The 23,653-nt window shown below is 51.6% G+C and carries 23 protein-coding genes and 1 other annotated feature; of the genes, 21 read left to right on the top strand and 2 right to left on the bottom strand.

The features are described 5' to 3' along the window. The first annotated feature begins 36 nt into the window (after window positions 1-36). The 14 genes from ABEW73_RS14315 (at window position 37) to leuS (ending at window position 13,556) form a co-directional block, all read left to right on the top strand. Window positions 37-567 (top strand): YqeG family HAD IIIA-type phosphatase, encoded by a 531-nt coding sequence (locus ABEW73_RS14315; RefSeq protein WP_098742677.1) that lies wholly within the window; start codon window positions 37-39, stop codon window positions 565-567. Next, on the top strand, window positions 564-1,691 hold the full coding sequence (yqeH, locus tag ABEW73_RS14310) for a ribosome biogenesis GTPase YqeH (protein WP_076320546.1): 1,128 nt from the start codon (window positions 564-566) through the stop codon (window positions 1,689-1,691). Before ABEW73_RS14315 ends, yqeH begins: the two co-directional genes overlap by 4 nt. A 55-nt stretch (window positions 1,692-1,746) precedes the next feature. Then, entirely contained in the window at window positions 1,747-2,601 is an 855-nt protein-coding gene (locus ABEW73_RS14305) for a shikimate dehydrogenase (RefSeq protein WP_076320547.1), read from the top strand. Window positions 2,602-2,712: 111 nt separating this feature from the next. Beyond that, window positions 2,713-3,003 (top strand): ribosome assembly RNA-binding protein YhbY, encoded by a 291-nt coding sequence (yhbY, locus tag ABEW73_RS14300; RefSeq protein ID WP_076320548.1) that lies wholly within the window; start codon window positions 2,713-2,715, stop codon window positions 3,001-3,003. A 67-nt stretch (window positions 3,004-3,070) separates the two neighbouring features. Then, on the top strand, window positions 3,071-3,661 hold the full coding sequence (locus ABEW73_RS14295) for a nicotinate-nucleotide adenylyltransferase (protein WP_430133197.1): 591 nt from the start codon (window positions 3,071-3,073) through the stop codon (window positions 3,659-3,661). Continuing rightward, window positions 3,645-4,223: a bis(5'-nucleosyl)-tetraphosphatase (symmetrical) YqeK gene (gene yqeK / locus ABEW73_RS14290; RefSeq protein WP_076320550.1), complete on the top strand. Its 579-nt coding sequence runs from the start codon at window positions 3,645-3,647 to the stop codon at window positions 4,221-4,223. Before ABEW73_RS14295 ends, yqeK begins: the two co-directional genes overlap by 17 nt. After that, the gene (gene rsfS / locus ABEW73_RS14285) at window positions 4,220-4,567 is read left to right on the top strand and encodes a ribosome silencing factor (RefSeq protein ID WP_071222884.1); all 348 of its coding nucleotides are present in this window, start codon (window positions 4,220-4,222) and stop codon (window positions 4,565-4,567) included. Before yqeK ends, rsfS begins: the two co-directional genes overlap by 4 nt. Further along, entirely contained in the window at window positions 4,564-5,466 is a 903-nt protein-coding gene (locus ABEW73_RS14280; RefSeq protein WP_076320551.1) for a CvfB family protein, read from the top strand. The genes rsfS and ABEW73_RS14280 overlap by 4 nt, the downstream gene beginning before the upstream one ends. 42 nt (window positions 5,467-5,508) lie before the next feature. Further along, window positions 5,509-6,279, top strand: a complete 771-nt coding sequence (locus tag ABEW73_RS14275; RefSeq protein ID WP_430167080.1) for a class I SAM-dependent DNA methyltransferase — start codon at window positions 5,509-5,511, stop codon at window positions 6,277-6,279. A gap of 321 nt (window positions 6,280-6,600) precedes the next feature. Beyond that, the gene (locus ABEW73_RS14270; protein WP_430167078.1) at window positions 6,601-7,467 is read left to right on the top strand and encodes a sugar phosphate isomerase/epimerase family protein; all 867 of its coding nucleotides are present in this window, start codon (window positions 6,601-6,603) and stop codon (window positions 7,465-7,467) included. A 25-nt stretch (window positions 7,468-7,492) separates the two neighbouring features. Beyond that, window positions 7,493-8,662, top strand: a complete 1,170-nt coding sequence (locus ABEW73_RS14265; RefSeq protein WP_430167076.1) for a Gfo/Idh/MocA family protein — start codon at window positions 7,493-7,495, stop codon at window positions 8,660-8,662. A gap of 23 nt (window positions 8,663-8,685) precedes the next feature. Then, window positions 8,686-9,759 carry a Gfo/Idh/MocA family protein gene (locus tag ABEW73_RS14260; RefSeq protein ID WP_430167074.1) on the top strand — a complete coding sequence of 358 codons (1,074 nt, stop codon included), beginning with the start codon at window positions 8,686-8,688 and terminating at the stop codon, window positions 9,757-9,759. A gap of 84 nt (window positions 9,760-9,843) precedes the next feature. Then, entirely contained in the window at window positions 9,844-10,725 is an 882-nt protein-coding gene (locus tag ABEW73_RS14255) for an AraC family transcriptional regulator (protein ID WP_430167072.1), read from the top strand. Window positions 10,726-10,765: 40 nt separating this feature from the next. After that, window positions 10,766-11,026, top strand: a binding site (T-box leader). An 88-nt stretch (window positions 11,027-11,114) separates the two neighbouring features. After that, the gene (gene leuS / locus ABEW73_RS14250; RefSeq protein WP_430167070.1) at window positions 11,115-13,556 is read left to right on the top strand and encodes a leucine--tRNA ligase; all 2,442 of its coding nucleotides are present in this window, start codon (window positions 11,115-11,117) and stop codon (window positions 13,554-13,556) included. Here leuS and comER read toward each other — a convergent pair. Further along, on the bottom strand, window positions 13,537-14,379 hold the full coding sequence (comER, locus tag ABEW73_RS14245) for a late competence protein ComER (RefSeq protein WP_430167068.1): 843 nt from the start codon (window positions 14,377-14,379) through the stop codon (window positions 13,537-13,539). The two genes, leuS and comER, sit on opposite strands and share 20 nt — an antisense overlap. 171 nt (window positions 14,380-14,550) lie before the next feature. On the opposite strand from comER, the gene ABEW73_RS14240 reads away from it, so the two are divergent. From ABEW73_RS14240 to holA, 6 genes are all read left to right on the top strand, one after another. Beyond that, a complete protein-coding gene (locus tag ABEW73_RS14240) occupies window positions 14,551-15,219 on the top strand; it encodes a ComEA family DNA-binding protein (protein WP_430167066.1) in 669 nt (222 codons plus the stop codon). A gap of 48 nt (window positions 15,220-15,267) precedes the next feature. Next, window positions 15,268-15,786 carry a deoxycytidylate deaminase gene (locus tag ABEW73_RS14235; RefSeq protein ID WP_430167064.1) on the top strand — a complete coding sequence of 173 codons (519 nt, stop codon included), beginning with the start codon at window positions 15,268-15,270 and terminating at the stop codon, window positions 15,784-15,786. Window positions 15,787-15,904: 118 nt separating this feature from the next. Next, on the top strand, window positions 15,905-18,628 hold the full coding sequence (locus tag ABEW73_RS14230) for a ComEC/Rec2 family competence protein (protein WP_430167062.1): 2,724 nt from the start codon (window positions 15,905-15,907) through the stop codon (window positions 18,626-18,628). A 185-nt stretch (window positions 18,629-18,813) separates the two neighbouring features. Then, the gene (locus tag ABEW73_RS14225; RefSeq protein WP_036644490.1) at window positions 18,814-19,362 is read left to right on the top strand and encodes an RNA polymerase sigma factor; all 549 of its coding nucleotides are present in this window, start codon (window positions 18,814-18,816) and stop codon (window positions 19,360-19,362) included. Then, a complete protein-coding gene (locus ABEW73_RS14220; RefSeq protein ID WP_430167060.1) occupies window positions 19,359-20,618 on the top strand; it encodes an anti-sigma factor family protein in 1,260 nt (419 codons plus the stop codon). Before ABEW73_RS14225 ends, ABEW73_RS14220 begins: the two co-directional genes overlap by 4 nt. A 286-nt stretch (window positions 20,619-20,904) precedes the next feature. Continuing rightward, on the top strand, window positions 20,905-21,924 hold the full coding sequence (gene holA / locus ABEW73_RS14215; RefSeq protein ID WP_430167058.1) for a DNA polymerase III subunit delta: 1,020 nt from the start codon (window positions 20,905-20,907) through the stop codon (window positions 21,922-21,924). Window positions 21,925-22,156: 232 nt separating this feature from the next. Here the strand turns inward: holA and rpsT are convergent, their stop codons facing one another. Beyond that, a complete protein-coding gene (gene rpsT, locus ABEW73_RS14210; protein ID WP_009590780.1) occupies window positions 22,157-22,429 on the bottom strand; it encodes a 30S ribosomal protein S20 in 273 nt (90 codons plus the stop codon). A gap of 162 nt (window positions 22,430-22,591) precedes the next feature. Here rpsT and gpr point away from each other — a divergent pair, with 162 nt between their 5' ends. Continuing rightward, the gene (gene gpr / locus ABEW73_RS14205; protein WP_098742693.1) at window positions 22,592-23,593 is read left to right on the top strand and encodes a GPR endopeptidase; all 1,002 of its coding nucleotides are present in this window, start codon (window positions 22,592-22,594) and stop codon (window positions 23,591-23,593) included. Window positions 23,594-23,653 lie beyond the last annotated feature (60 nt).

The raw sequence follows: 23,653 nt of genomic DNA, 5'->3' as shown, positions 1-23,653 counted from the left end.
TGGTATAGTTTTTCGTATGAAATTGAGGTGACGAACTTGTTTGAAATGTTAATTCCAAAGCTCCGTGTCAATACGGTTTTTGATATTAACCTAGAGGAATTATATGAGCAGGGGTATCGGGGGATCATTACCGATTTGGATAATACTCTTGTAGGGGCGAAGGCACCGGTTGCCACGCCGGAACTGGTTGTTTGGTTCAAAAGGGTGAAGGAGATCGGTTTCCAGCTCATCATCGTCTCCAATAACCAGCTGGAACGCGTGTCTAAATTTGCGACGCCGCTGGATATCCAGTATGTGCATGAAGCCCGCAAACCAAGCAATACCCCGTTTCGCAAAGCGATGAAGATGATGGAGCTTACGCCGGAGAAAACGGTAGTTGTCGGCGACCAGATGCTGACCGACGTATATGGCGGGAATCGGCTGGGTCTGTATACGGTACTGGTTATGCCCATCGCCATCAACGATGAGGGATGGTTTACGCGCCTGGTCAATCGCCGGGTGGAGCGCATCGCATTGACCCGTTTGCGCAAAAAAGGATTATGGATGGAGGAGGAACCGAAATCATGACGTTGCCTACTGGCGGAGAAGACATCAAGAAGTGCAGCGGCTGCGGCATACAGCTTCAGAGTGCAGCACAGGACAAGCCGGGCTATTTGCCGGAGAAGGCTTGGGACCGCGACCCGGTTATTTGCCAGCGCTGTTTCCGGATAAAGAATTATAATGAAGCGTCCTCGGTTGCCGTAGACCAGGATGAGTTTTTACGGCTGCTGGGACAGATCGGCGGCAAGAACGCGCTTGTTATTCATATCGTGGATCTCTTCGATTTTGAAGGCAGCCTTATTTCGGGGCTGCAGCGGTTTGTCGGCAACAATCCGGTTATTCTGGCCGTTAACAAGACGGATCTTCTGCCGAAGGTCACCAATTGGAACAAGGTTCTCAATTGGGTACAGAAGCAGTGCAAGGAGCATGGCCTGAGAACCGAAGACATCGTGCTCTGCAGCGCGAAGAAGAATCAAGGCTTTGAGCGGTTGCTGGAGACGGTAGCGCATTACCGAGGCGACCGGGACGTCTACGTGGTTGGCGCCACGAATGTGGGTAAATCCAGCTTGATCAATCGCCTGATCCGCGACTACAGCGATTTAGATCAGGAGCTGACCGTTTCCCGTTATCCGGGAACGACGCTGGATATGGTCAATATTCCACTGGACGACGGCCGGTATATTATTGATACGCCGGGCATCGTGTACCCTTGGCGCTACAGCGAGCTTGTGAGCCGTGAGGATTTGGGGACGGTTATGCCGGAAAATCCGCTGAAGCCGATGGTTTACCAGTTGAACGAAGGGCAGACGCTATTCTTCGGAGGTTTCGGCCGTTTTGATTTTCTCCAAGGAGAGCACCAATCCTTTACTTGCTTTATTAGCGGCAGATTAGGGATTCATCGGACCAAACTGGAGCGAGCGGATTCGTTATTTGCTGAGCATGCCGGAGAGCTGCTCTCACCGCCGACCAAAGAACGGATTGAAGAACTACCGGAATGGACAAGACATGAAATCCGTATTCCTAAGGGAACCCGCCAAGATGTGTTTATCTCAGGGCTCGGCTGGATCAAGATCAATGGTGAACAGGGAGCGCTTGTTGCGGTTCATGTCCCTAAAGGAATCAAAGTTCTGTCGCGTCCATCCTTGATATAATTGATGAATCGCTCTGGTATACCGTCCGGTTTATCATGGGAGAGATAGGGGAGAAATGAAAGTGAATCCAATGATCGAGCGTGATTATTTGCTCCTTGGCGTAATGGGGGACCCGATCGGTCACTCGAAATCACCGGCCATGCATCATGCGGCGATCACCGTCCTGGGATTGTCAGGGGCCTATGTGCCTCTTCATATACGTCCGGAAGGGCTTAGTGACGCCATCCAGGCTGTCAAAGCGCTGGGATTCCGAGGGGTGAACGTAACGATCCCGCACAAGGTGGAGGTTATGAAGTATCTGGATGTCGTCGATGAAGGGGCGCGGCGCATCGGTGCCGTGAATACCATCGTCAACGACAATGGCCAATTGACGGGTTATAATACGGATGGGATCGGATATGTTCGTTCATTAAAGGATGAAGCCTGTCCCGATCTTAAGGGGAAGCGCATCGTCGTCATCGGCGCTGGCGGAGCGGCCAGGGGGATCATCTATGCCCTTACCGGAGAAGGGCCTGAGAAGATATCCATTGTGAATCGGACATCCGCCAAAGCGCTGGCGTTGGCCGAGGAGTGGAGCTCGCTTGCCGACTTGAGGGGATACGGAGAGGATCATGCCAGAGAGGCGTTGTCGGATGCCGATGTTGTGATCAACACCACTTCGGTGGGCATGTTTCCCCGGGTTTCCGAGCTTCCCATTCCAATGGAGTATATACCGGAAGGGATCGTTGTCAGCGATCTGATCTATAATCCGTTGAAGACCGAGCTGTTACGGGTAAGTGAGCTTCGGCAATGCACGGTGCATGGCGGACTTGGGATGTTCATCAACCAAGGGGCGTATGCATTCGAGTATTGGACAGGTCTGACGGCGCCTGTACAGGCGATGAAGGAAGCGGTTCTGACCAGCTTCTAAGTCGAGGTTTAATATCTTGTTTATTGATTAATGCTTATGCAAAAGCTACAATATAGCTTTCGATAAGCAGCAAGCTTTAATAATTGAATATTTAAGGAGTAATGACCAAGCATGTTAACAGGAAAGCAAAAACGACATTTACGTTCGCTTGCGCATCATCTGGATCCGCTGTTCCAGGTAGGCAAGGGAGGCAGCAACGAGCATCTGATCCGGCATATTTCCGAGGCGATTGAGAAACGGGAACTCATGAAAGTATCCGTTCTCAACAACTGTCTTGAAGACCCGCGTGAAATCGCCGAGGAGCTTGCTGAAGGTGCCGGAGCCGAACTGGTACAGGTTATCGGCAAGACGATTGTGCTTTATAAAGAATCGAAAGACCACAAAACCATCGAATTGCCGTAAGGGAGCCCTAATAGCTCCAGTTTTATCGGATATAGAATAACTCTCTTATTAGGGGAGGTGAACCCGAATGAAGGTAGGGATAATGGGCGGAACCTTCGATCCCATTCATATCGGGCATATGCTAGCAGCCGAGTGCGCGCGGGACGCTTACGATCTGGAAGAAGTATGGTTTATGCCAAGCCATATCCCCCCACACAAGGAAGATGCTGGCGTAACCGGTCTGATGAGGCTGGAGATGACCGCTGAGGCAGTAGCCGACCATCCATCTTTTCGTACATTGGATTGGGAAGTGAAGCGCGGCGGCGTATCCTATACGGTAGACACGGTTAGAGAACTGCGGGATATGTATCCCGAGCATGATTTCTCGTTCATTATCGGAGCGGATATGGTAGCGTATCTTCCCAAGTGGAATCGGATCGGGGAGCTGGCGGACATGCTGACGTTTATTGGGCTTAACCGTCCCGGAACCAAGCTATCGGTGGATGATCTGCCTGATTTCCTGCAAAAGGTGGTAGTGACAGCGGAGATGCCGTTGATCGAAATATCCTCCACCATGATTCGGAGCAGAGCCGCATCAGGTTCGTCCATCCGTTATATGGTGCCGGACCGTGTATACGATTATATTGTTAGGAGCGGTATTTATGGAGTACAGCCGTGATGAACTCATTGAAGCGGTATCCTCCCAGATGCCGGCCAAGCGCTGGGATCACACAAAAGGCGTAATGGAAACCGCGGTCATCCTTGCAAAGAGGTTCGGGGCCGATCCGGTTAAGGCGGAATTGGCTGCCATCCTGCATGATGTGGCCAAATACTGGCCCGTGCAAAAGCTTCATCAAATGATGGTGGAGCATGCGCTCTCCGAAGAGCTGCTCCATTACGATAAGCAGCTTTGGCATGCTGAGGTAGGCGCATTCGTAGCGGAGCAAGAGTATGGCGTGACGGATGCTGAGGTGCTTGACGCCATCCGCTACCATACGTCGGGGCGCATAGGCATGACGCTGCTTGACAAGGTGGTCTGTCTTGCGGATTATATGGAGCCGGGACGGGATTTCCCCGGCGTGAATAATATTCGCGAACTGGCCAACCATAGCCTTGAAGAGGCGCTTGCAGCCGGTTTTGATTCGACGATCGGACATCTGCTTTCGCGCAGACAAATCATTTTTCCGTTGACGGTACTAGCCCGCAACGATCTAATTAAGCAATTGGAGGCGAATTCATGACGTTGAAACCGAATGAATTATTAAATGTGGCAGTGACTGCCGCTGAAGATAAAAAAGCGATGGATATCGTGGTTCTGGATCTTAGAGGAATCTCCCTGATCGCAGACTATTTTGTCATTTGCCATGGTAACTCGGATACACAAGTGCAAGCGATCGCAACCGAAATTCGTAAACAGGCTCATGATGCAGGAGTGGCTTTGCGCGGACTGGAGGGAATGGATGCAGCCCGCTGGGTGCTGATGGATCTCGGAGACGTGATCGTTCATATCTTCCATCGCGATGAGCGCGAATATTACAACATCGAACGATTGTGGTCAGATGCTAAAGTGGTGGAGAACGTATGAGTCTGATTGCCGGCACATTAACGAAACTCGTCGTTTCCAGAGAAGTGTCCCCTTATGGTTATTTTCTGGATGGCGGAGATCGGGATGTGCTTCTTCATTATTCGGAGCTCACGGGTAAGATTGAGCCGGGGGATACGGTAGAGGTCTTTATATTCTTTGATACGGAAGACCGCCTGGCCGCTACGATGAAGAAGCCTTACCTTACGTTGGGTGAAACCGCTAAGCTTGAGGTGGCGGACGTCCATCCGCGCCTCGGCTGTTTCCTCGAGATGGGGCTCGGCAGGCAACTTCTGCTTCCAATCCGAGAATTGCCGGAGTTGCGGGAGCTTCACCCCCAAGTGGGAGATCATGTGTTTGTCATCATGGAGCATGATAAGCAAGGACGACTTCGCGCGAAACTCGCCGGAGAACAAGAGCTTGCTCCGCTTGCGTTCCATGCGCCTGAATCGTGGAAGGGCCAATGGTTCACTGCTCTGGTGTACAAGCCGCTCCAGATGGGCACGTTTGTCATCATCGATGGCGGTGTGATCGGTTTCGGCGCGATCGGTATGATCCATTCCTCGGAACGGACGCGTATGCTGCGGCTTGGTGAAGAGGTGAAGGTCCGGGTCAGCCATATTCGGGAAGATGGCAGGGTCAACCTGTCCATGGTTCCGCAAAAAGAGATCGGACGGACGGATGATGCAGACCGGCTGCTTGCTTTTCTGAAGGAGCGTCCGGGCCATGGGATGCCGTATTCGGATGAAACGCCGCCCGACATCATTAAGCAGCGGTTCGGCATTAGCAAATCCGCCTTTAAACGCGCGCTTGGCAAGCTGATGAAGGACGGTTTGGTTACGCAAAAGGACAGCTGGACGTATATGGTCAATCAAGAGGAGAACTCCGGTTCAAACGAATAACCCGCCAAGGTAGGGGAAGCTTCTAAGGAAAGTGGTGTCATCATGTTGTCTTACCGCAAGTTTGCTTACGTATATGATCAACTCATGGAAGACATGCCGTACCCGGATTGGATTCGTTTTGCGAGAACCGCCTGGGATAAGCACGGAATGCCAAAAAGCGTCGTTGAGCTCGGGTGCGGGACAGGCAGCATCACCATTCCGCTCGTGAACTCCGGTTTCGAGGTAACAGGAATTGATCTATCGGCAGATATGCTCTCAGTTGCCAGACGCAAGCTGGAGGGTACACCCCAGGGGCATCGATTGTTCCGGGAAGGCAGCGTCCGCTGGGTACAACAGGACATGCGTTCGTGGGAGCTGCCCGAGCAGGTGGATTCCGTCATTTCATTTTGTGATTGTGTGAACTACCTGCTGGAGGAAAAGGACATCCGCTCCGCATTTACAAGGACCTACAACGGTCTCAAGGAAGGCGGCACGTTCCTGTTTGATGTGCATCACCCGAACACGCTGCTTCGATACGATGAAGAGCAGCCCTTTGTGCTGGACGAACGGGAAGTGTCCTACATTTGGACATGCGACCTAGACGAACGCCGGATGGAGATAGAGCATCATCTCTCCATCTTTGCACGAGATGACCAAGACCCTACGGTCTTCCGCCGCTTTGAGGAAACGCATGTGCAGCGGGGATACGACCCCGAATGGATGAAGGTCGAGCTGGTTAAGGCCGGATTCCGGGATGTGAAATGTTATGCCGATTTTGAGTGGATGGAAGCGGGCCAGGATGCATCCCGGCTGTTCTATGTTGCCGTAAAATAAAAAATCCTTGTATGAGAAGCACTTTCATTCGTCTGTAGCGACGAAAGAAAGTGCTTCTTTTTCCTTGATCATGGATTTCATTATATTCAAAGACATTTCTTTTCTGCTTTATTTGACCGTGGTTAAGGTTTGGCAGCAGGGATATGGGTTTGCTTCTGGGACTGTGCTACGATGAGGGATAGATAGGATCAAAAGAAATGATAGCGCTATCTCAAGGGATGCTTCTATGCATTCGATACGCTCTGGATGACCGTATTTGAGTTCAATGATGATCAAATGATGCATAAGCTAATCTATTGGGTCGAGAGAGGATGAATGAGCATGAAACTGTCCGTATTTACAGTCGCAACTCCTGACTTACAGCCTGAGGAGTTAGCAAAAGCCGCGGCGGATGCCGGTATTGAAGGAATCGAATGGCGTTTCAAGGAGATTCCGGAAGAGGCTGCGGGGGAGAAGCCCTCCTTCTGGCGGCATAACCGCTGCTCCATGGATCCAAACGGCACGCAGGAGGATTGGCTCAGGTTTCAGCAAGCAGCCGACAAGCATGGCCGGCGCAGTCTTGCGGTCGTCCCTTATCTGACATGCGGCGACGTGGAAGCGACGGAGCAGGTTATGCAAGCGGCCAAGCTAATCGGAGCCTCCTTTATTCGGGTGGGTATCCCGGGATATGACCGAAAGCGCAATTACAATGAGCTGTACGACCAGGCGGTCCGATATCTGCATGAGGTACAGGATCTCGCTGCGGCTTACGGGGTCAAGGCCGTGGTGGAAACGCATCATCTTACGATCACTCCGAGCGCGGGATTGACGCACCGGCTTGTATCCCACTTCAATCCGCAGCATATCGGCGTGCTGTATGATCCGGGCAACATGGTCCATGAAGGTTACGAGAACTACCGGATGGGCTTGGAGCTGCTCGGTCCCTATTTGGCTCATGTCCATGTGAAAAACGGAGGTTACCGCAAAACGCCTTCCGATGATGGCACCTCGGCGGCGTGGTCCGGGGAATGGGTTCCGCTTGACCAAGGGGCCGTGCCATGGAAGCAGGTCATACAGGATCTGCAATCGGTTGGCTACGAAGGTTATTACGGGATCGAGGATTTTAGCGGAACGTTCCAGTCCAGGGAAATGCTTGTTCGTTTTGCCGAGCAGATGAAGTTGTGGTCGGATCAGAAACAAAACGCGTAGGTCACTTTTGAAGGAGGCTATAGACATGGAGCAGGTAAGAGTAGGGGTAATCGGACTGGGGATGGGGTTTTCGCATGCCAGATCGCTGGCGTCCGGGCGGATCAAGGGCGCACGGCTTAGCGCTATATGCGATCTGAATCCAGCCAAGCAGGAAGAAGCGAGGGCAACGCTGCCTTCGGACGTGAAAATTTGGAGTGATACGGACGCTATGATCTCATCGGGCGAGATTGACGCGGTAATTATTGCCACGCCCCATTATGCCCATCCTCAAGTGGCGATCGCGTGCCTGAATCATGGACTCCATGTCCTGATCGAGAAACCGGCAGGCGTTTACACAAAGCAGGTACGGGAAATGAATCGCGCGGCAGAAGCCAGTGACAAAGTGTTCTCGATTATGTACAACCAGCGCTGTAATCCGCTATACAAGAAGCTGAGAGAGCTTATTGCTGACGGCGAACTCGGCGAAGTCCGGAGGATGAACTGGATCGTAACGAATTGGTACCGGTCCCAGAGCTATTATGATTCAGGCGGATGGCGAGCTACCTGGGCTGGAGAAGGCGGAGGGGTATTGATTAACCAGTCCCCGCATCAACTGGACCTCTGGCAGTGGACGACCGGCATGATGCCAAAGAGAATTCGTGCATTTTGCGCCTTCGGCAAGTACCGGAACATCGAAGTCGAAGATGACGTGACGGCATATGCGGAATACGAGAATGGTGCTACGGCTGTCTTCATTACGACAACGGGTGAAGCGCCGGGAACGAACCGATATGAAGTGACGGGGGACCGCGGAAAAATCGTCATCGAGGACGGCAAGCTCACCTTCTGGCGCCTCCGTGTGCCAGAGCCGGAATTCAATCGGGAGTATACCGGAGGCTTCGGCGAACCGGAATGCTGGAAATGCGAGGTGCCGATCTCGGGGGATAACCCGCAGCATAGTGGCATCATCCAGAACTTTGCGGATGCTATTTTGCATGGAACGCCATTGATTGCCCCGGGTGAAGAGGGAATTCATGGATTGACGCTGTCCAATGCCATGCATCTGTCCACCTGGACCGACAATTGGGTTGATCTGCCTCTTAACGAAGAGCTTTATTACGAAATGCTGCAGGAACGGATCACACACTCTTCCAATCAGAAAACGGTCAAGGAGATCGGACCGGTGGATATGAGCAAAACGTTTGGAGCCTATTAAATAACATTTAGGGGGCACGTGGTATGGACCGCAGTAATGGAATGCTCTATGCGCCGGTGGGCAAGGCCCAGCCGGTGTGCAAGCCCGGAGAATTTATGTTTGCAGCCATGTCGCTTGAGCATGGCCATATATACGGCATGTGCAACGGGCTGATCGAGGCCGGGGCGACATTGAAGTGGGTGTATGATCCAGACCCCGCCAAGGTTGCGGCTTTTTGCAAGGCATACCCGGAGGTTACCGTTGCTTCCTCCGAGGCCCAGGTGCTGGAAGATGCTGAAGTACATCTGGTAGCGGCTGCCGCCATACCTTCGGAGAGATGCGAACTTGGCCTGAAGGTCATGTCGCACGGCAAGGATTATTTTACAGATAAAACGCCGTTCACCACGCTGGAGCAGGTGAACGCTGCACGCGCGAAAGCCGTGGAGACAGGCAAGAAGTACATGGTCTATTACAGCGAACGGCTTCATGTGGAGAGTGCCGTCCATGCCGGGAAGTTGATCCAGGACGGGGCGATCGGGCGAGTGGTGCAAGTGATGGGAACAGGGCCGCACCGTTTAAATGCGTCCTCCCGTCCGGACTGGTTTTTCCGTCATCAACAGTACGGCGGCATTTTGTGTGATATCGGCTCCCACCAGATTGAACAATTTTTGTTTTTTGCGGGCTGCCGCGATGCCAAGGTGCTCAGCAGCAAGGTGGGCAATTATGCAAATCCGGATTACCCGGAGCTGGAGGATTTCGGAGATGCAACGCTTGTGGGAGACAACGGGGCCACCAATTATTTCCGCGTCGACTGGCTGACGCCCGGAGGCCTTGGCACCTGGGGCGATGGCAGAACCTTTATTCTGGGTACGGAAGGATACATCGAGCTTCGCAAATACATCGATATCGCAAGGCATCCGCAGGGCGATCATCTCTACCTGGTTAATGGCGAGGGAGAGTTTCATATGGAGCTTCAAGGCAAGGTGGGCTACCCGTTCTTCGGGGAGCTTATCCTGGATTGTCTGGAACGTACGGAGCATGCCATGTCCCAGGAGCACGCTTTCAAAGCCGGAGAATTGTGCGTCATCGCCCAAAATGAGGCCGTGCGCATTTCATAAAATCATTTATAATAGAGAAAACCCCGCATTGTTGAGGGTTGAGGATTAGACAACTCCAAAATCGCTAAAGGGGCGATTCTCTAGATGACCTCATCTGCCGATATGATGCCAGGCTTTGACCGCATGCAGCTGCAGGAGCCATTCGATCTGACCTATTACAATGAACAGCCGTTGTCCGGAGGGCAGTTTCACTCGCATGCTTTTTATGAAATTTATTATTTCCATGAAGGACGCTGCACTTATTTGATCGGCGATTCCGTTTTCACGCTGAAGCCCGGGGATCTGCTCTTGATGAACGGGCTTACGCTTCACTGTCCGAATGTAGAGCCTGATTCCAGATATGTCAGAAGCATTCTGCATTTTGATCCGGCCTGGATTTGCAAGGGACTTTCGGAGCCGGCCAGATCGATATTGCTGGACCCGTTCGAAACGCTGCGCAATCACCGCATGACGCTGACAGGGGCGAACCGGGACGAATTTGAAGGCATGCTGGCCGATATACATCGCCTTTCGGCATCCACGGCCGGTTTTCGTCAGGAAAGGATGACCTTGCGTATTCAGGAGATGATGTACGTCATCGCCGACTGGTGCCAGGATGCTGTGCAGGATCAGGATTCCATCTCGGAGAAAGAGCGGCATGTCCAGCATGTCGTGTCGTTTGTCGAGGAAAATTATATGCAGGATCTGACGTTGGAGCGAATTGCCCGCGATATGCATATTACGAAGCATTATTTATCCTCCTTGTTTAAGGAGGTTACTGGTACGACCGTGTTTAAATATTTGTATCACCGGCGGATTAACCAAGCTAAAATTTTACTCAGGCTCCACCCTCATCTCAGCATCACGGAGATCAGCCAGGCGGCAGGCTTCAAGCATTTGGCTCATTTCAGCCGGATGTTCAAGGCCATGGTCGGGACGACGCCGGAATATTATCGCAGAAGCGGAGAAGAGCTTTCGTTGACTTGATCGCACTTTTTGGGTATAATAGCCACATTAAAACGGTAATATGAACGCGATGATGAGGATCAATCGTTCCACTTTCGATCATGCAGAGAGCCGGTGTCTGGTGAAAACCGGTTGACGATAGGAATGAACTCGCCTCGGAGCAATGGTGTTAACCCGGCCGTCGGAGGGCTGTATTCCGGCAGATTAGGCCGCTGAAGCATCGTCGTCTCATCCGCGATAAGGATGCAAAGGGAGTGAAAGGCAAAGCATGCCTTTGGCTAACTAGGGTGGTACCACGGGAATCAAACCTCTCGTCCCTAGCGATCAGCGCTATGGATGATGAGGTTTTTTTGTTTTTTGGGCAATGGCATAGGCCTTGTCTCTCGACTGTGAAGGAGGAGCAATGAAGTATGACGGACAATCAACCAACGGGCCACGGCTATCAGCCGCAGGCCATCGAACCGAAGTGGCAGCAATACTGGGATGAGAACAAAACCTTTAAAACGGAAGATTCATCATCCAAACCGAAATTTTATGCGCTGGATATGTTTCCGTATCCATCAGGCGCAGGCTTGCACGTAGGGCATCCGGAGGGGTACACGGCGACTGACATCGTGTCACGCTACAAGCGGATGCGCGGATACAACGTCCTTCATCCGATGGGATGGGATGCCTTCGGTCTGCCAGCGGAGCAGTATGCAATGGACACAGGCAAACATCCTCGCGAGTTTACCGTGCAGAATATCGATACATTCCGCCGCCAGATCAAATCTCTCGGCTTCTCGTATGACTGGGACCGCGAGATCAGCACCACCGATCCGGAATATTATAAATGGACCCAGTGGATCTTTATCCAGCTCTATAAGCGCGGTCTTGCCTATGTGGCTGAAGTGCCGGTGAACTGGTGCGAAGCGCTCGGTACCGTGCTTGCGAACGAAGAGGTCATCGACGGCAAGAGCGAACGCGGAGGCCATCCGGTCGTACGTAAGCCGATGCGTCAATGGATTCTGCGTATTACCGAATATGCGGATCGTCTGCTTGAGGATCTGGAAGAATTGGACTGGAGCGAGAGCCTGAAGGATATGCAGCGCAACTGGATTGGCAAATCCACAGGCGCTGAGGTTCGTTTTGGCATCGAAGGGTACGATGGTCATCTGCAGGTGTTCACAACCCGTCCAGATACGCTGTTCGGGGCAAGCTACTGCGTTCTGGCGCCGGAGCATGACCTCGTGGATAAGATTACGTCAGCCGATCAGCGTGAAGCCGTAAAGGCTTATCAAGATCAAGCAGCTCGTAAAAGCGACCTGGAGCGGACGGATCTGGCCAAGGATAAAACAGGTGTATTCACGGGTGCGTACGCTATCAATCCGGTAAACGGCGCTAAAGTGCCGATCTGGATCGCGGATTACGTGCTTGCTGGCTATGGAACGGGAGCCATTATGGCGGTTCCGGGACATGACAGCCGCGACTGGGAGTTTGCGAAGCAATTCGGTCTTCCGATTATTGAAGTTGTTCAGGGTGGAAATGTCGAGGAGGAAGCATACAGCGGCAGTGGCGCGCATGTGAATTCCGGCTTCCTGAATGGGTTGGATAATGAAGAGGCTATCCAGGCGATGAATGAATGGCTGGAGCACGAGGGCAAGGGCAAGAAGAAGGTAACTTACCGTCTGCGCGACTGGCTGTTCAGCCGTCAACGCTATTGGGGTGAGCCGATTCCAATTCTGCATCTGGAAGACGGAACGATGAAGACCGTGCCGGAGGATCAGCTTCCATTGCTGCTGCCGGATGTGGATCAGATTAAACCGTCCGGTACCGGCGAATCGCCGCTGGCTAACGTTACGGAGTGGGTGGAAACGGTAGATCCCGAAACGGGCATGAAAGCCCGTCGCGAGACCAATACGATGCCGCAATGGGCTGGCAGCTGCTGGTACTACCTGCGCTATATCGATCCGCGTAATAATGAGGAATTGTGCTCCAAGGAGAAGCAGAAGGAATGGCTGCCGGTTGACCTGTACATCGGTGGTGTGGAGCATGCGGTGCTTCATTTGCTGTATGCACGCTTCTGGCACAAAGTATTGTATGACCTGGGTGTTGTCGATACGAAGGAGCCTTTCCAGAAGCTGGTCAATCAGGGTATGATCCTGGGCAATAATAATGAAAAAATGAGTAAATCCCGCGGCAATGTCATCAATCCGGATGATATTGTTAACGAATACGGTGCCGACACGCTGCGCGTGTACGAGATGTTCATGGGGCCGCTGGAAGCGACCAAGCCATGGAACACCAACGGCGTTGAAGGAACGCATCGTTTCCTTTCCCGCGTATGGCGGCTGTTCATCGGGGACGATGGTCAATTGAACCCGAAAATCGTGGAAGGCGAGGGTACGGACGAATTCAAACGTACGCTGCACAAAACGATTAAGAAAGTAACCGAAGATTTTGAACATATGCGCTTTAACACAGCGATCAGCCAGCTGATGGTATTCATCAACGAGGGATACAAGACGGAAGAGCTTCCGCGCAAAGCGATGGAGAACTTCGTTCAGCTGCTTTCCCCGCTGGCCCCTCACCTGGCTGAAGAGCTGTGGAGCCGTTTAGGCTACACGGAGAGCGTAACCTACGTGCCATGGCCGGAGTATGAAGAGGCTTGGACTGTAGAGGCCGAAGTTGAGATTGTCGTTCAAGTTAACGGCAAAATCGTAGAACGTGCCAAAATTTCGAAAGACATGGACCAAGAAACCATGCAACAACATAGCCTCTCCCTTCCGAATGTCAAGCAGGCGCTGGAAGGAAAGAGTATTCGCAAAATTATTGCCGTACCGGGTAAACTGGTCAATATCGTGGCCGGTTAATCGTAAAACCGAAGGCAGCATCCAGTTTTGCCAAATCCTCCTCATACTTGTCGTGTGTGGTTTTGATCAATTGGTAGAACAATCCGTTCAGGTTTGAATCGAGCAGTGTCAAAGCCTGAGCCGTGATGCCTCCGGGAACCGCAACCCGCTCTTGCAGCTGTTCGGGGGAGAAGCCCTCCTCCGTTAGCAGCTTGCCGGTGCCAAGCAGCATTTCACCGGCTAATGCATTAAGGGTCCTGCGGTCGATTCCGGTCATTTCAACGGCAGCGTCGATCCATTTTTCCATGAATAAACTTAAAAAAGCAGGCCCGCAGCTGGAGAAATCGGAAGTGATTCGCGTGTGCGATTCCAGTATCTCGAGTGGCCTGCTGATATAAGACAGGAGGCTTTCTATAAGCTGCCTGTCTTCTTCTTTTATTCGGGAACCATACATGCATAACGATGCTCCGCCTCCGGTTAAGTTGGTGATGCTCGGTATGATTTTCGCCACCTTGCAGGGCAGCGATGATTCCAGATGGATCAATTGGACCGGACTCGTGATAGATATCGCGATTTGCCGGGCTTCAATCCTGTCTTTGATTTCACTGATGACCGATTTGAATTCAAGCGGCTTGATACATAGGAAGAGCAGGTCGCTCTGAGAAGCCGTCTCCGTGTTACAGCTGCATACCGTCAGACCGGGATGACGTTTTGCCAGCTGCAGCGGCTTTTCAGGGCTTCGGTTGCTGACCCGAATCTGCTCAGGCAGGAGTGCGCCCGATTGAATGAAGGCATCGATCAACAGACTACCCATGCTGCCCGTACCGATAAAACCGACCTTCATGTGTATGTTCCCTCCTTTCGCGCTTTACGGCAGAAATGTACCGTCCTTACGTTTAATGTATGCAGGGAAGATGCCGATTCATGACGGTTTTTCATGCGATTTCGGTAGGGAAACCGAAGAATATTCCTGGGTTTGTACAAAATGAACTTTGATGTTAAGGAGAGGTCATAGATGAGACGAGTATCTTTAGGTTGGAGTCTTGCCGCCACGATTGCAGGCTGCGGGTTCATCTTGTTTGCTGGCGGTACGAATCAGGGGATCGAGGACTGGCAGCCGCTAAACGATCAGCTGGAGCAGGTGGTTGCTGTTGAAGAGAATTCGGGTGTGAAGACATCTGGGGCTGATTCCCGGCATAAGGACGTGGAATCGGCTGGAGCATCTATTGAACCCGGAGCGGACTCGAACAATGCTGCAAAGACCGCTCAGGCTGGGCAGATCGAGCCTGCACATAACGCGGAGGACCCCATGCCAAACCAAGACCAAGGAGCGGCAGGGAGCAGTACAGCAGATCAGACGGCTTCATCTTCAACCTCTGGCCAATCTGCTTCGGCCTCGGTTCCACCTCAGGCTGAAGGTGTCGGTCAGCAGTTACAGCAGCAAGCCCCTGTTAACAGTGTAGCGCAGCAACCAGCAGCTCCGGATTCATCCGGGTTGATTAATGTCAACACGGCGGATGCCGCAACGCTCATGGAGCTGCCTGGCATTGGCGAGGCGAAGGCCAAGGCGATTATCGATTATCGAAATCAGTTTGGTCCATTTCGAAGTCAGGCGGACTTGATGAACGTAAAGGGCATCGGTCCCAAAATGCTGGAGAAGATGAAACCTTACGTTGGACTTTAGCTATGTGCTACAATAAAGGGGATATTGATAAGGAACAGGTGACAGATGATGAGTGCAGATCAACGTAAAGATTGGGATACTTATTTCATGGATATTGCCTTTATGGTTTCTACCCGCTCTCAATGCCCGCGGCGTCATGTCGGAGCGGTGCTGGTGCAGGGGAAGAAGCTGCTCGGAACGGCATATAACGGCGCGCCGATGGGAGTGCCTGATTGCTCGGAAGCGGGTTGTATGATCGCTGAGGATTATGAATTGGTCGTACAGGACGGCAAGGAGAGCATGGTGAAGAAACAGCGCTGCATCCGGACGATTCATGCCGAGCAGAATCTGCTGTTATTCACGGACCGGATTGATCGGGAAGGCAGCACGGTGTACGTGACGGATGAGCCCTGCTGGACCTGTGCGAATATGCTTGCCAACAGCGGCATTGTCGAGGTTGTGTTCCACCGTCCTTATCCGAAGGATTCGGGCAAGGTGTCCCGCATGATGGAACAGAAGGGCATTTTGTTCCGGCAGCTTAAAGCGTATGAGCCGCCGCGCGAAACCTTGATGACAGTAGCGGAATGATTCATGAATATAAGGTTACGGAAGAAAGTAAATAGGAAGACACAGAGGAAGGACCTTTGACTGCGATCTGCAGGCGAGGGTTCTTTTTTTATTTAATGATGAAGGGATTGTTCAAATCATGAAGCGAAGGCCGTTACTTGTGTTTACCGTGTTATGGGTAATCGGCAGCGGTACTGCATGCCTGTACGATGGATGGAGGCTGGCTTTGATTGCAGCCGGGCTGATTCTTATACTGCTTGCTGTATGTCATTGGGCGGGGGCGGGGCGTCTTTTTACGCTCTGCATGCTGTTCTCCTTGTGCGTATCGGGTACTTACTGGGAATGGCATGATGGGGCAAATGTAAGTGACTTCGAGTCGCTCCTCTCCGGGCCGACATCGACGGACACCGTTCCGGTTACTGCGTTCGGTGTAATCACATCCCCTTTAGAAGTAGACGGTGACCGCGCGGATTTCAATGTTGCCCTGCACGAAGCTGATCTCACGCTAGTAAAGCGTTCAGCACCGCAAAAACAAGCGAATCCGGATAACGGCACCATGCTGAAGACAGATGATATGGTTAGGGTTCAAGTAAAACTGCTGGACAAAACGGAGCTTGAGAGGGTTAACCGATGGCAGCGCGGGGACCGCATACAACTGAAGGGAGAGTTGCAAAAACCTGGAGTAGCTCGTAATTTTGACGGATTTGATTATGCTCAATATTTGCGAACCCAGAAAATTCATTGGATGATCAAAGTGAAAGGCTCTGAACAAGCGAAGGTTACCCCGCCTGACAGTTGGAATCTAAGTCATATTTTAAGATGGACTGATGCCGTTCGCGAGAAGCTCGGGGGCAAGCTGGATCAATTGTATGATGGAATCCATGCTGGTTATATGAAGGGACTTGTCATTGGCAATCAGGATGATCTCGATCCCGATACGTTTATGGAGTTCTCACGTTTGGGATTAACTCATATTCTTGCGATTTCGGGCATGCATGTGGCTGTGGTTGTGGGATGCCTCTTATTCGTATGCACAACCCTTCGAATGACGAGGGAGACCTCGCTGACTGTGGTCATGTGGCTGATTCCCGTTTATGTCCTGCTTACCGGGGCGAGTCCTTCTATCGTCCGTGCCGGCATCATGGGGATGATCGGATTGTATGCCGCACGGCGGCGACTTTTGAAGGATGGACTGCATATTCTTAGTGTTGCCGCGCTCGCCATGCTGCTGTGGAACCCGTATTTTCTTTTAAACGTCAGCTTTCAGTTGTCATTCATCGTGACTGCGGGTTTGATGATATTCGTGCCGAAGCTGATGCCGCTGCTGACATTTTTGCCCCGCTGGCTTGCGGGAACCGTCGGAATAACGGTCGTAGCGCAGCTGATCTCCTTTCCCCTTACCATTTATTATTTCAACCAAGTGTCGCTGATATCTGTTTTCGCTAATCTGATTCTGGTTCCGGTCATTAGTCTTGTCGTCCTTCCGTTAGGAATGGTGTCTTTGCTGGTGGGGTGGGTATGGATGCGAGGAGCTGGCTGGTTGGCAGCTGTAACGGAATGGTTAAACCAATTGACGTTCCGAATCGTTGAATGGATGAATGGTTCATCCGCTTTTATGACATTGTGGCCATCCCCGTCGTTAGCCTGGATTCTGTGTTATTTTGTTGTTCTGTATGCATTGCTGTCCATTCTGAAGAGGAGATCCGAAAATCACGAAGGAGAGCGGAGCGGGTCCGATGATACAATTCCATTGGAAGGACGCGGACCCATGAATAGTAGAAGAAGCTTGACTGGGGCAACCGGCATGTTTCCGCTTGTGGATCAATGGGCCGGTGCGTTGCGATGGAGAGGTTTTCTTCGCCCCAGTGATTATATCGAACGCTATGCAGCGAGATCCACGATCGTCCTACTGTCCGGAGTTTTGGTTTTTCTATTGTACGCCGGCTATCAATCTCCATCTATGCACGGAGCGGGACTCGTGCAATTCCTGGATGTAGGACAAGGAGATTCGATACTGGTAACAACACCTGAGGGCAAGCATATTCTCATTGACGGTGGCGGCACAGTGAATTTTCGTAAGGAAAAGGATATCTGGAAAGAACGAAAGTCTCCGTATGAGGTGGGAGCGAAAGTGGTGGTTCCCTTGTTGAAAAAACGGGGCGTGCACCGGCTTGAGGCTGTCATCATGACCCATGGAGACCAGGATCATATAGGCGGTCTCCAGGCTGTTCTGCAGGAAATCCCCGTAAAATCGGTTGTGTTCAATGGGACCTTGACCGACTCCGCTTCCTTCCGAAAACTGATGTTAACCGCCGTTCAGCAGCGCATTCCCATTTACGAAGCAGGAGTTGATCGGGGAGTATGGAAGCTTGACAATCATACGGAAATACAATTTTTATCTCCTGCTTTCCCAGAAAGTGGAGAAACCATCAAACCATTACCGTTGATTAAGGAGCAGAATCATGCTTCACTAGTATTTGTCCTTCAGATGAACGGAAGCCGGCTCTTATTTACGGGTGACACGGACCAAGCTGCCGAGCATAAAATATTGCTGCACCTGGAGGAACGTTCTCCACAAGATGATTTAGTTTCACGGCGTGCTGCTGCCGAAGACCGGATCGATGTCATGAAGGTTGCCCATCACGGAAGCAAAACCTCGACATCCGCGCTATGGCTGAATGCATGGAAGCCGAAGGCAGCGGTTATTTCCGCTGGCGTCAACAATATGTACGGCCACCCTCATCCGGATGTGGTAGGGCGGTTGGAACGTTCCTCAACTCTCATCTATCAGACCAACCTTCAAGGTGAAATCCAGATGAGGATCAAGGATGGACATATTGAGACGCGTACGAAGCTTCCATAAAAGCAGCTCGCTGTCCTTGGGACATCGATTCGTAGTATGATCTTTTATAGGAAAATGCAGCGGTGACTATAATCTTTATATTTGGTATAGTTAGATGAAGTTTCCTAAAAAAATAATAGGTTACATACTGCAACATTTTTTTTATTCTATCCGTCTGTATGTATGCAGGGAGAGGGGGATCCACTGTGGTGGAGCAGGGACTCATAAGAGCCGCTCAATCGGGCGATCGCGACGCTCTAATCACCCTATTGCGAGAAATTGAGCAACATGTTTACCGAACTGCTTATTACATTTTAAACAATGAACAGGATGCTATGGATGCAGCCCAGGAAGCACTTATACGTGTATATACGAAGATTAACTCCTACGAGGAGAAGGCTCAGTTCAAAACGTGGGTCCAGCGGATTGTCACCAACATATGCATTGATAAATTCCGCAGGACGAAGCCGACGGTTTCCATCGATGAACATGATCTGGTGTTTCGGGATAATCTCGATGTAGAACGGGAAGTGATGTCGGGATATCTGGCTCAGGATATTCAGGAAGCCATTAATCAACTGCCGGATCATCATCGCACGGTCATTGTCTTAAGGTATTTGCAGGATCTATCCTACAACGAAATTGCTGATTGTCTGAACCTCCCGCTCAATACGGTGAAATCCTATTTGTTCAGGGCCAGGCAGCAGCTGCAGAATATGCTCCAAGAGCATCAGAAAGGTGGTGTATCAGGATGAATTGCCAAGAGGTGGTGGAACGTATGCACCGGTATTTGGACCGGGATCTCACTTCGGAGGAGACGGCCGAAATGTATCAGCATATTGCCGTGTGCCCCATGTGTGCGGAGACCTTTAATATATTGAAATCATTGAACAGAGAGCTTGAAGATCTCCCGGCCGTAACCCCGCCTGTCAGTCTGGTAGACGCTATCATGCCTAGACTGGATGCCATTGACCGTGAACGCCAGAACCTTGTCGTACCTCCAGCCGTGAAAAGCCAGGAGCCCGCCGAAATGATGCCGGAACTGCGGCGTCCGAGACGTGCGGGGAGCTGGTGGAGCACGGTTGCGGGGAGAACTGCTATCGGTGCCGCTGCCGCTGTACTTATTTTCAGCGTAGCTATTTTAAATAATGAACCGAAGATGCTATCCGATGCGGAGATTCCATACGAAGAGGCAAGCACGACCAGTGCCGGCGCGAATGACGACTCGGCTGCGACGCAGAGTCAGGAAATCGCTCAGCCGTTTGCCGCCGATGGCGGTACGGAGACGGGTGGCGCATCGGATGAGGGGAACGATTCATCCGCAAGTCTGCGGAGTTCGCCATCGGAATCGTCATCGGAAGCCCATTCTAAGTCTGCTCCGAATGAAACGAAGGCAACGCCGGAGCCATCGGATGCGGCTAACGGCACCAAGAAAGATGTTACCGCATCCGATAATACGGTCCAGAAGAAAGATGGAGGGGAACCTCAAGCATCAGACCAACCTGCAAAGAGCAACAATGAGGGATCGAAAAACGATACTGCAAGTCCGTCTAACCCTCCGGCCAGTGAACCTGAGCAGGAGTCTGAGACTATGGATATCCAGACTTCACCTACGGATTCGACGGATGCCACGTCAGAGATGCTGCCTCCAATTAGTGATCCTTCCGGTGATGCAGGGACGGGAAGCACCGAATCATCCGACAGGTCAACCGGATCGTACCAAGGACTGGCGATGGTACCGGAACAGTGGGCGTCCCCGGACGGTCTCTACCGTGCTTCGCTGGAGGCCGATCATCTGATTATCTATCGCCTGCCATCGGGAAACCAAACTTCGCCTGAGGCGGTTGAGACGATTCCGCTCGGCGGAAGCTGGGTATCCGGTCAATGGTCAGAGGACGGCTTGACGTTTAAGTACAAGGTACAGACGAATAATGAATTGGTTGAATCCGTCTATTCCATTGAGAAATCTCAGCCACCGGCGACTACGGGGCAGAAGCAGCCTAAACAATAGAAATATTCAGAGATATATACAATCGGTGCACCAATGCCGGGAGATATGAATACACTATATATTAGAGAGAGCATTATACCAACTACCGTCGTATGACCGACGGCGAGGTGTTTCTAGAGCATACTTGCCGGCGTTTATATAGATGTGTTGGGACGAAGGGACCTTGCCGCTGCCAAGCCGAGGTCTCTTTGTTTTCGTGTGGGCGATTTCATTTTTATGCTTGTCGTCTATCGCATTCAGGCGCTCTTTTTTGGTATAGTGTACAGAGTAGAAAGGGGGGACGCCGATGGATGCCAAAGCGGCGGCCAAGGCGGTTAAGCAGGGAGATGTGTCTGCCGTCTATTTGTTGTATGGCAGCGAGAAATTTCAAATGAAGGAATTCGCCGAATTTCTGGAAGCCCAGCTGATCCCGAAAGAAGACCGTGATTTTGCGCTTGTTCATATGGATTTAGGGGAGGTTTCGATTCAAACCGTCATTGAAGAAGCGGAGACGGTTCCATTTATGGTTCAGAAAAAATTGATCATGGTCAGGGATACGGCTTTTTTTACCGCAGCAAAAGATAACGGGAAAGTGGATCATCGTCCAGAGGCTTTACTGGATTATTTGACCAATCCTGCTGATTATAGTGTGATTGTCTTTATGGTTGGACAAGAAAAGCTGGATGAACGTAAGAAGGTAGTCAAGGCAGTCAAGAAATCAGGGGTTGCCTTGTCTTTCATGCCTTTGGGCGGGGAGGATCTGCTTCGCTGGGTGGACAAGCAGGTGAAGAAAGGCGACTGCGCGCTGCAAGAAGGTGCGGCAGAGGCGATCGTGCGAAATGCGGGAACCAGCCTTCAGGCATTATCAGGTGAGATCGAAAAACTGTGTTTATATGCTGGCGCTGGCGGAGCGATTGATGTCGCAACCGTGGATATGCTGGTGGCGCGCAGCACGGAACAGAATGTGTTTGCGCTTGTAGAGGATATTGCGAATCTCCGATTGGACAAGGCGCTCGGAATCTATTACGAACTGCTGAAGCAGCGCGAGGAGCCGATCAAGATTGCGGCGCTGATTACCAGACAGTTCCGGATTATTCTGCAGGTGAAGACGCTATCTACCCAGAGCTACTCGCAGCAGCAAATTGCTTCCCAGATCGGATTGCATCCCTATGCGGTGAAGATTGCGGGCGAGCAAGCCCGCAAGTTTGAGACGGCACGCCTTGAAGGCATATTGAACCATCTGGCGAATCTGGATTACCAGATGAAGACCGGGGCCGTGGATAAGGTGCTCGGCATCGAATTGTTTTTGCTGCGGCTTGGGGCTTAACACATCCGCAACAAGTTAAGAGCGTACGGCCGCGGAAGCAGTCGTACGCTCTTTTTTCTTTAGAGATTAGAAAGCATGAACTTCAGAGGCTTACCCACCTGATCTCCCAAGATAAAAGTCCGCTATATGCGGTTGTCTACCGAGAAGAGTACGTCGATCAACGTACCACAAAAAGCCCTGAGCAGCGTGAACTGTTCAGGGCTTTTTCCATGTCGTATTCAACAAACGTTACTTACGCTTGCGACGTAAGAGCGTTCAGTCTTTTCGCCAGACGGGACTTCTTGCGGGCAGCTGCGTTCTTATGGATCAGGCCCTTTGTTACAGCTTTATCAAGCTTCTTGGAAGCAGCCTGGAAAGCAACTTTAGCAGCTTCGATTTCTGTACCGTTCAACGCTACATCAGCAGTTTTAACAGCTGTGCGAAGCGCGGATTTTTGAGAAATGTTAAGCGCGTGGCGTTTGTCATTTGTCTTTACACGTTTAATCGCGGATTTGATGTTTGGCATTACATTCACCTCCTGTAAGGCATTTCAATAGAGCGAAATGATTCACAACTTAAAATATTTTAGCATGGGGGTGGACAAAAAGCAATACTCATTCGGACTTCTGCATAATCTCTCCCATACTCTCGCACACTACTAGCAATATGAGGAGGAGTGTGAATTTCTATGGATCTGGATCTGCAAAAATACTCGGTCCGAACGGACCTGGCCGTGGAATCAAGAGAACTGGCGGGAGGCAAAGGCAGCGCGCCCATTCCTGGTGTGATGGAGGATGTGGTCCAGGAGGACGGAATCAAGATTACAAGGCTGGACGTGGAGAACGATGCAGCCTCTAAGCAAATTGGAAGAGTAAAGGGCCATTACGTCACGTTGGAGGTGCCCGATCTGCGCAAGGGTGATACGGGGCTTCAGGATCAAGTATCCGTTGTCTTCGCTCGTGAGTTTGAGGCATTCATGTCCCGGATCGGGATCGGTCCCAAGGCAAGCGTGCTCATTGTCGGGCTGGGCAACTGGAACGTGACGCCGGATTCCCTGGGACCGCTGGTGGTGGAGAACGTGATGGTAACCCGACAGTTTTTCGAGCTTATGCCGGATCGTGTGGCCCCAGGCTATCGACAGGTTAGTGCCGTAGCGCCAGGCGTTCTCGGTCTGACAGGCATTGAATCGAGCGAAACGGTTCAGGGCATCGTGGAACAAACCCGTCCCGAGCTGATCATCGCTATTGATGCTCTGGCTTCGCGTTCGCTGGAACGGGTGAATACGACCATCCAGATTGCGGATATCGGAATCCACCCCGGTTCTGGCGTCGGCAATAAGCGCAAGGGATTAACCCAGGAGATTCTCGGGGTCCCCTGCATTGCGATCGGAGTTCCGACCGTCTGCTATGCTTCCACCATCGTCAATAACGCCATTGAGCTCATGAAATCCCATTTTGGCGAAGGTGCGCCCGAGACGGGCAAAATTATGGGCATGCTCCATGATATACCCGAAGGTGATCGCCTCGCACTGGTGAAGGAGGTTCTGGAGCCGCTGGGCCATGACCTTATCGTAACGCCCAAGGAGATTGACGAATTTATAGAGGACATCGCCAATATCGTGGCAACCGGCCTAAACGCAGCGCTGCATGAGGCAGTGGATCCCGGCAACGTAGGTGCGTACACGCACTAACCCAGCATGAAAGCTCCGAATCTATCGGAGCTTTTATATTTTTTCATGGATCTAGTTCTA

This window comes from Paenibacillus lautus (assembly GCF_050482385.1).
GTDB lineage: Bacteria > Bacillota > Bacilli > Paenibacillales > Paenibacillaceae > Paenibacillus_AQ > Paenibacillus_AQ lautus_B.
Note: the sequence above shows the minus strand (reverse complement) of the source record. Positions and strands in the feature narration are given on the sequence as shown.